This is a genomic window from uncultured Veillonella sp. (assembly GCF_963551295.1).
In the GTDB taxonomy this organism is placed as follows: domain Bacteria; phylum Bacillota; class Negativicutes; order Veillonellales; family Veillonellaceae; genus Veillonella.
Window position 1 is genome coordinate 80,752 of the sequence record NZ_CAUVFT010000006.1, and the last position, 9,234, is coordinate 89,985.

Genomic DNA, 9,234 nt, shown 5'->3' on the forward strand with positions numbered 1-9,234 from the left:
TTGTTCCTATTATAATTTAATATTCATAATAGGTCTTAAATTGCAACATGAAATTAAAATATTGTCCAATCTACAATCAAGCATTTGTAATAGATGCTTTTATTGATATTTAGTTTTATTGAATACTTGCCATAGATAAATAACAGTATTCATAGAAACGCCCTCGAAGAGCTATCAATTCTTCATACGTTCCATCTTCAACAATTTGACCTCTATCCATAAATATAATTCGATCCATTTGTTCTAAACCTTCCAATTGATGCGTAATATATAGACATGTCTTACCATCTACATAATGCATCAAATCACGATGCAAGGCTTTTCGTGTTACTTGATCTAAACCCTCTAAAGGTTCATCTAATAAAATAATTTTAGGATTGCGTAAGAACAATCTAGCTAATGCAATTCTTTGACGCTCGCCACCACTCAAACCTTGTCCTCCACTACCTACAATCGTATTCATTCCCTCTGGTAATTTTTCGACTACGGAACGCAATGAGGCGCGATTAATGGCTTGCTCTAAGTCTTCTTTAGACGCCTCAGGTCTAGCAAGACGTATATTGTCTTTAAAGGATGCATTAAAAATATACGTATCTTGAGTTATAGTTCCCAATACATTACGCCAAATATCAATTGAAATATCTTTCAACTCCACTGCACCTATACGAATGGAACCACCATAATCATATAGTCGCTCAAGCATATTAAACAATGTCGTCTTGCCAGATCCACTAGCCCCAACGATAGCAATAGATTGTCCTTGTTGAATATGTAGTCTAAGATTCTCATAAATATGGCGATATTCATCATAACCAAAGGATACATCTGTAAAAATAATATCATCATTAGGATTAAATGATTTTGGTGATATAGGATCTACAATAGATATAGGTTCATTACTGAGAGCCATGAGACGACTTGTAGCAACTTTACTTTCTGCACCATGATGAACTGCCGCGATCATAGGTTGTAACGCTTCAAACCAAGCCTGCGTACCAATGGCAGCCACCGCTACCATAACACTGGCCCAAGCACCTGTTAATGCATTAGAGGCCATAATAGCTACAATAACTACAGTTAACTGAACACCGCCTATGAATAATGTATTACCCATATTCATGCCACGCTCAATAGTGCCCTTTTGAATATCTACATTGCGCATCATATGCTGAATACGATTATATACAAGGTTTTCATTGCCGTAACTAATCACATCTTCAAGACTATCCATAGTATCACTTAAAAGCGCTTTATAATCGCCTTGTTGGGGCCCAATCGCATGTAAAGATTGTTTATTATGTGTATAAACGACCAAAGGTAATATTACACCTAATACGAGAGCCGATAAAAGAATTGGCGTAATCAAGCTACTGTCGATCGTAGAGGCTCCATATGCAATCAATACAGTCAAGGCAATAGCTGCTACGGGTGGAATCAGAGTGCGCAAGTAGAAGAATTGCAATACCTCTATATCCCCCATGATGCGTCCCAACATATCCCCCGCTCCAAATCTTTTGAGTATAGCAGGTGCCAATGGTTCCAAATGAGCATAAAACCACAAACGCAGGCCATAAAGACCTTGAAAGGCCATGCGATGAGATGTATAGCGCTCAAAATAACGACATACAGCGCGACTAACACCAAAGAATCGAACCCCTACGATTGCAAGGCTCAAATAAGTGAGCCCCGGTTGCAATGCGGCAGATGCCAACAGCCAAGAGGATACCGTTAAAAGCCCTACGTTCATAAATACAGTTAAGAATGTAAATAGCAAGGCCAATATTAATGACCACTTGGCTGGACTTAATACGGAGAACAATAATTTCCACCCTTGTAAGCCCATATTAGGGGCTTTTTCACCACTTTGGAAAGTCATAGAACTTTCAACGGCTTTAACAATACCGTCAGTGCTATTAATAGATGTCTCCAAACCTAATGTAGTATCTAAATTAGCTGATTTTTTTATATGCAATGGTGCTTCTAGAGCTGCTGAAAATTGACCTAAGCCAGATGTAACAAGTTCTTTAAAATAACCATCTTCTTGAAGTAGGTCCTGATAAGAACCTTCTTGAATAATTGATCCACTTTTCAAGACATATAGTTTAGATGCCCAGTGCATAGTTTGTAAGCGATGTCCAATAATGATAACAATCTTATTTTCCATCAAACGCTGGATAGCTGCACTTATAATGGATTCCGTTTTTACATCTAGATGTGCTGTTACTTCATCAAGAATCAACACCTGACCCTTTCGGAGAAATGCACGAGCTAACGCAATACGCTGTCGTTCACCGCCACTAAGACCTAAACCACCTTCTCCAATAACCGCATCAAGCCCATCTTGTTCTCGATTAATAACATCTAATAGTTGAACCTCTTTGCAAGCATCGAGAATATCTGCATCACTTACATCCATACCAAAGGATAAGACCTCTCGTAAGGTCCCTTTCATAATATGTGGATGTTGAGACACATAGGTAATTTGCTGACGCCACCAGTCGATATCTAAATCACATATATCAATGCCATCGATAGTAACTGCTCCTTTCGGAGACTGTAAAAATCCACCAATAATATGGGCAATAGTAGATTTGCCAGCTCCACTTTCACCAACGAGCATAATAGGTACATTACGCTCAGCCTCTAGTGTAATATGGTATACCCCATTCTCACTATTTTCATAGGTAAAAGTTAAATCTTTAATTGCGATCTCTTGTATAGATTTCTCGAGTTTAGAATCACCACCTACTGGTAAGGACTGCGGACGATTCATAAATTCTTCGTATTTCAGAATAGATGTTTTACCTGCCATCCCCGTATGGAAAGCAGCCCCCAACTGTCTAAATGGGGTATAGAACTCCGGCGCTAACAACAAAATAAAGAAGGCTGAAAAGAATGTAATTTCACCATCTAATAAGGTTAGGCCTAAATATACCGCAATCAGAGCTGTACTTATAGTACTCACTAATTCAAGTACTAATGCAGATAAAAAGGCTACGCGCAACACTCGTAAAGTAGAATCTTTAAACTCTTGAGATAATCGACCAATAACCTTAATTTGATCTTTTGCACGACCAAAGAGTTTTAGCGTAGTAATCCCTTGCAATACGTCTAAAAAATGCCCCGATAGGAAGCTCATACGCTCCCATTGTTCCTTATTTAATCGATCAGCTTGCTTCCCAATCAAGATCATAAAAAATGGAATTAAAGGCACAGTAACAATTAAAATAATGCCAATTATTGGTAATGTATCTATAATGGCGATTCCCATAATAAGTGGAATCATAATAGCGTATAAAATCTGCGGAATGTAACGAGCCACATATGCATCAACTTGCTCTAAACCATCGGTAAGCATATGGATGACATCGCCATGACGTTCCTTATGTTGTACACCAAGCTTAAACATATGGGCCAAAGAGCGTTCTCTAAAGGATGCTTTTACAGCACTCCCCAAGTGATTTGCCACTGCCTCTTGAACGTAATGTGCCACCAATCTCATAACAATAACTATAAACAAATAAATGATGGTATTCATTTCATCAGCTAGTGTATGTTCCAAAAATATAAGGTTATTTATTAAGGTTCCAAAGAACCAAGCTTGCCCAACAATTGACAGACTTTCTATTAAACAGGTTAAACCGAGTAATCCAAGCCGTCCTTTATGTTCTAGCAGCGCTTTAAATGCGGTACGCTGTATCATACTATCCTCTATGGTAAATCAACTTAAATATATAAAATCAAACAAATTTAAATTCCTTTAAATAGGCCTAAAAGAGTCCAAGTGAATCTAAATTTATCAATATTATAATCATCTTACCACAAAAAAGAGGCGTGCCGCTACGGCACGCCTCACATTAAGATTTAATTTTTACTCACAAGAGTTATAAGGCTATTCTATTAATAGTGTAAATCTTTTTCTGTTACACGATGACGGAATGTCCAATATACCCAAGATTGATAAACCAAAATGATTGGCACAAATACGAATGCTACACAAGTCATCAAAGTCAACGTGTAAGTAGAGTTAGCTGCATTAGTAATAGTCAAGCTCCACTCAGGATTCAAAGAAGAAACCATAATGCGAGGGAACAAACCTGCAAAGTATGCAGCTGTTACAGAAATAACAGATAAACAGCTGAATAGGAACCCCCATTTTGTATTCCGAGTGCGTGCTGCGCCCCAAGAAATGAGGAAGAACACGATAGTTAATGCAAAGCAAACTACAGCTAATACAGAATTAAACAAATCTGTATATACGTAAGTTGCACCTACCAATGCTAATGCACCGATAGCTGTAGGAACACCTACTACCAAAGAAGCAGCACGAGCGCGTTCAGAAATAGCGCCAGCTGTTTTAATAGAAGTAAATAAGCCACCATGGTATGTAAATACCAAAATGAACGCAATACCACAAAGTACTGTGTAAGGACTTAATAAATCAAAAAATGTACCAACATATGTCATACTTGCATCAATTGGAGTACCTTGAATCAAGTTACCTACTGTAACACCCCACAATAGTGCAGGAATCAAGGAGCCAAAGAAGATGCAGTAGTCGAATGTTTTACGCCATAACAAATTAGGGTTCTTAGAACGAAATTCAAAGGATACGCCACGAATAATAAGAGCTGCAAGCATCAAGAATAGAGCCAAGTAGAATCCACTAAATAATGTAGCATACACATGAGGGAAGGATGCGAATAATGCACCACCAGCAGTAATCATCCAAACTTCATTACCATCCCACACAGGACCTAAGGCATTGATCATTTGTCGACGTTCAACGTCAGTTTTACCAATGAATGGTAACAAAATACCAGTACCATAGTCAAAACCTTCTAATAAGAAGAAGCCAGCGAATAGTACAGTAATTAAGATAAACCATACCACTTCAAGGTTATTAAAAATTAATTCCATAATCTCGCCTCCTCTTTTTCAACTACATCATGAGATGGGTTGCCATCCGGACCTTTTTTAATGTGTTCTACAGCAAGGTAGATAGCCGCGATAGCAGCCACGATATACACAAGTGTAAAGCCGATGATTGTAGTCATAATTTCTGGAGCCGTTACGGATTTAGACGCACCATCTGCAGTCAATTGCAAACCATATACAAGCCATGGTTGACGACCTGCTTCCGCTACAAACCAACCAGTGGAGTGAGCGATAAATGGCAATGGCAACATCCAGAACATAATTTTTAAGAATGTGCGGTTTTCAACAAGTTTATCTTTTGCATTTAGGATAAGACCTACAAAGGCAACAAGTAACATAAGAGAACCGGATGCTACCATAACACGGAATGTCCAGAAAATTGCTGGAACATCTGGAATATAGTTGCCAGGGCCATATTGAGCCTCCGCTTTTGCTTGAAGGTCTTTGATACCTTCTACCTTACCAGACGTAAAGGAGTTTTGAGTCAAGAAGGATAAACCACCAGGAATTTCAAGAGCATTTGTATTTTTTTGTGCCTTAGTATCAATGTTAGCTACTAAAGAGAATGGTGCTGGATCTTGTGTTTCCCACAACGCTTCCATAGCAGCCATTTTCATAGGTTGTACTTTTGTGATGTACTGACCTTGGTGATGACCAGCTAATGCACCTAAAGTACCGAATACTAGAGCGATAACCATGCCCCATTTAGCAGAGCGACGGTAGAACTCTGTCGCATTATTGCGTAATAAGTGCCATGCACTGACTGCCATAATAATTACGCCAGCTGTTAATAAACCATTCAATACAATATGGAAAAATTGTCCAGGTACATAGCCATTTTGAACGATGATTAGGAAATTTTCCATCTCTGCACGGCCATTGCGTAATACAAAACCTACAGGATGTTGCATAAAAGAGTTTGCTACAAGAATCCAGAACGCAGATAGATTTGTACCTAATGCTACAAATGTAGCTACAAGGGCGTGAACACATTTATGTAAGCGATCCCAACCGAAAATCCAAACGCCCATGAATGTAGATTCCAAGAAAAATGCCATTAATGCTTCAAGGGCCAATGGAGCGCCGAAAATGTCACCCATAAAACGAGAATATTCTGCCCAGTTCATACCGAAATGGAATTCCTGAACAATACCAGTCACCACACCCATAGCAAAGTTAATTAGGAACAATTTGCCCCAGAACTTAGCCATTTTTTTGTATACTTCTTTACCAGTCGACACGTAGGTCCACTCTAAAGCAGCAACAATCACTGTCATACCTAGTGTGAACGGCACAAATAACCAGTGATAGATAGATGTTAGCGCGAATTGCAATCGGGCTAAATCTACAGTTTCAAACATGTGTTTTCCTCCTTAGAATAAAATACTAACATCACTTGACGAGCTTTTACAAAAAACCTTGCATCATTGCGACTATAAAAAAAGCTCAAGCCTCAGCGATAATCAACTGTTCTCGTTGGGCAAGGTTCTTAAAATTAACCGCTTCCAACTGATTGACCAATTGATGCTGAATCACGCCCATTGCTTCATTTATAGCGCAATGCCCCTTACAAGACTTAGAGCAAGAACCTACATCATATAAACAACGTTGTAAATACGCATCCCCTTCTACTGCTCTAATTACATCAAGCAACGAAATCTCTTGAGGGCTTCGATTCAAGGCAAACCCTCCATCTACACCGCGGAAAGATTTCATAATTCCTGCTGCAATGAGACTACGCATAATCTTGAGCAAAAAGCGTTCTGGAATCAACTCTTGCTCAGCCAATACAGCACCAGTTATCTTCGAGCCCGAAGGTAGTAGCGCCATATGCAAGACCATGCGAAATGCATAATCCGTGGCCTGATTTAACTTCATAAAGTCTCCTTTCTCGTGCACTCGGACAAACGTATTACTAAATCTAGTATAAATGAAATAAAACAATACTGCAATGGTATTGTTTTAAACAAGATAAATTAATTCACTTACTTCTCACGCTCATATTCTTTGGATCAATTACCTACTTTTATATCCATCAAATATTGATTGTAATCATATATAAAAAGACTGTTCTCAAAAGAACAGTCTCCATATATATTATTTTGTAATTTCTCGCACCAAATGACCCATTTCAGGAATGATGAGTTTGCTCATCGCTAAGGTGACGGCCCCAACAGAGCCAGGAATAGAGAACATCAAAGTCTTATTCTTAACACCAGCTTCTGCACGAGATGCCATTGCTTTCGTTCCAATATCCTCCGTATAGGATAAATATCTAAAGATTTCACCAAAACCTGGGATATTCTTTTCATATAAGCTATTTACAGCCTCTATAGTAACATCTCTCATAGCAATACCAGTTCCCCCAGTGGATATAATGACATCGATAGACTCATCATTACACCATAGAATCATGGCATTCCTTATAGCATCACAATCATCAATTACAATTTTGCGATCTGCCACAATATGATTTGCTGCTTCCAAGAATTCTTGAACCTTGTTGCCTCCTTTATCTGTTTCTAATGTACGAGTATCAGATACAGTTAACACTGCAACACGTAATGGCCTTGATACAACTTCGTAAGACATAATTCCTCCTAGAATAAAGGCACAATAGATGCCAAGTTTGGCCATCCATTATCGCGTAATGTATCACGCAATGCCCAAGAATACTTAATAAATAGTGCGCAATGTAGTCGCAACCAGAAAGATAAATACGGTGTATCACCTTGGAATATTGCTAATCGATCTAAGGCATAGAGATTATCTCCAGGCTTAACTGTACCTGGTTGAACGGTGAAAGCCATCTTATAACCAGATTGCTTCGTAACATACTGAACGAGCATATCATTAAAACCACCTGGATAGGCTAAATAAACGATAGGCTCCCCTAGAATACCTTCCATCGAAGTTTTCCCACCGAGAATAGCATCTGGCAACTCCGTTGGATCCATATGGGTTAGTATCTTGTGATGATTTGTATGACCTTGAATATCAAAGCCGCCGGCCTCCATTTGCCGCATTTGCTCCGTACTAACAAATCCAGGCGTATTCGCTGCATCGCTAATCATAAACAAAGTAGCCTTCATATTATATTCCTTTAATATAGGTAAAGCATATGTATAATTATCTACATACCCATCATCGAAGGTAATAACAATTGGCTTATCTGGTAATTCTGTACCATTTTGCAAATAATCGTATAGCTGATCTAATGTAATCGTGTTGTATCCATGATTATGGAGATATGCCATCTGCTCCTTAAACTGATCTACATGCAGTGTTAAAGCAGAGTGCTTTTCATCATTTATTTGATGGTAATTAAGTACTGGTACACCATATAACTTGTAATCTGAAGACAGACCCCACATAACTCCAATAGAAACCGCTAAGATTGCAATACATATTGCAATACAATATAACAACTTTTTAATACAGCTCTTGCCATATTTATACATATAAAATAATCACTCCCATCCACTTACATACATAATGAGAATACCACATATAAGTGGCTATTATCAAGAAAATCTCTCATAAGATTAATATAAAAACGGTTGATGCAATGAATCTGTCGTCGCTTAATTCTTATTACCTTTAACTTTCCCTACTTGCTTCCTCACTGTGGATTTCCCTTCACCGCTTAGCAGTTCGGTAAATCTTACGTTCGGAAGAAGGTGGTGTGTGAGCCCCATACGTCGTTTCACTCCTCTGTGGCCTCACACCCTACCCTTTCCACGCCGTCTCTATTGATCAATACACATAGACAATACTTCTACAACCTTGGCTGAAAACGGCTCTAGAAGGAATTAGAATGTGCTCGTTAGAGCACAAAAATAGAGGGCCAACCCTTTATAGGGTTGACCCTCTATTTCGTTAATCAGCGAGTTCTTATGTACGGTTCTTTGCTCCAGGATACTGGGTGTTCGTCGCTGTGGATGGACCTATGTAGCTGCGCTACATATCCATCTTACGCTCCGAAATAAGCGATGCAGTGAATCTGTCATCGTTTAATTCTTATTACCTTTAACTTGCTCTACTTGCTTCCTTACTGTGGATTTCCCTTCACTGCTTCGCAGTTCGGTAAATCTTACGTTCGGAAGAAAGTGATGCAGTGAATCTGTCGTCGCGTTGCTCCTCCATCTTCTACTGCCCTACTTTTACTGCCCTGCTCACCAGGTCCCCTGGGAGGATAGGAAGCCATACAAAAAAAGACACACCCTCAAGTGTGCCTTTAATCAATCAGCGGCTTCCTATCCTCCCAGGCCGTCTCCAGCCAAGTACTTTCGGCGT

At 39.0% G+C, this 9,234-nt stretch carries 6 protein-coding genes; all 6 read right to left on the reverse strand.

The window, feature by feature from the left end:
* Positions 1 to 115: 115 nt before the first annotated feature.
* The 6 genes from cydD to RYO55_RS02815 all read right to left on the reverse strand — a co-directional run bounded on the left by cydD (position 116) and on the right by RYO55_RS02815 (position 8,399).
* A complete protein-coding gene (gene cydD, locus RYO55_RS02790) occupies positions 116 to 3,703 on the reverse strand; it encodes a thiol reductant ABC exporter subunit CydD (RefSeq protein WP_314984064.1) in 3,588 nt (1,195 codons plus the stop codon).
* A gap of 197 nt (positions 3,704 to 3,900) precedes the next feature.
* Positions 3,901 to 4,920, reverse strand: coding sequence for a cytochrome d ubiquinol oxidase subunit II (cydB, locus tag RYO55_RS02795; protein ID WP_295815423.1), 1,020 nt, complete (start codon positions 4,918 to 4,920; stop codon positions 3,901 to 3,903).
* Positions 4,911 to 6,299, reverse strand: coding sequence for a cytochrome ubiquinol oxidase subunit I (locus RYO55_RS02800; RefSeq protein ID WP_314984066.1), 1,389 nt, complete (start codon positions 6,297 to 6,299; stop codon positions 4,911 to 4,913). The genes cydB and RYO55_RS02800 overlap by 10 nt, the downstream gene beginning before the upstream one ends.
* Before the next feature lie 85 nt (positions 6,300 to 6,384).
* A complete protein-coding gene (locus RYO55_RS02805; protein WP_278470395.1) occupies positions 6,385 to 6,816 on the reverse strand; it encodes an Rrf2 family transcriptional regulator in 432 nt (143 codons plus the stop codon).
* A gap of 219 nt (positions 6,817 to 7,035) precedes the next feature.
* The gene (locus tag RYO55_RS02810) at positions 7,036 to 7,530 is read right to left on the reverse strand and encodes a MogA/MoaB family molybdenum cofactor biosynthesis protein (protein WP_314984068.1); all 495 of its coding nucleotides are present in this window, start codon (positions 7,528 to 7,530) and stop codon (positions 7,036 to 7,038) included.
* 8 nt (positions 7,531 to 7,538) lie between these two features.
* Positions 7,539 to 8,399, reverse strand: coding sequence for a polysaccharide deacetylase family protein (locus RYO55_RS02815; RefSeq protein WP_314984069.1), 861 nt, complete (start codon positions 8,397 to 8,399; stop codon positions 7,539 to 7,541).
* Positions 8,400 to 9,234 lie beyond the last annotated feature (835 nt).

Excerpts from the sequence above, each read along its gene's own strand:
- RYO55_RS02815 (WP_314984069.1), bottom strand. The coding sequence starts at position 8,399 with ATGTATAAATATGGCAAGAGCTGTATTAAAAAGTTGTTATATTGTATT.
- cydD (WP_314984064.1), bottom strand. The coding sequence starts at position 3,703 with ATGATACAGCGTACCGCATTTAAAGCGCTGCTAGAACATAAAGGACGG.
- RYO55_RS02805 (WP_278470395.1), bottom strand. The coding sequence starts at position 6,816 with ATGAAGTTAAATCAGGCCACGGATTATGCATTTCGCATGGTCTTGCAT.
- RYO55_RS02800 (WP_314984066.1), bottom strand. The coding sequence starts at position 6,299 with ATGTTTGAAACTGTAGATTTAGCCCGATTGCAATTCGCGCTAACATCT.
- cydB (WP_295815423.1), bottom strand. The coding sequence starts at position 4,920 with ATGGAATTAATTTTTAATAACCTTGAAGTGGTATGGTTTATCTTAATT.
- RYO55_RS02810 (WP_314984068.1), bottom strand. The coding sequence starts at position 7,530 with ATGTCTTACGAAGTTGTATCAAGGCCATTACGTGTTGCAGTGTTAACT.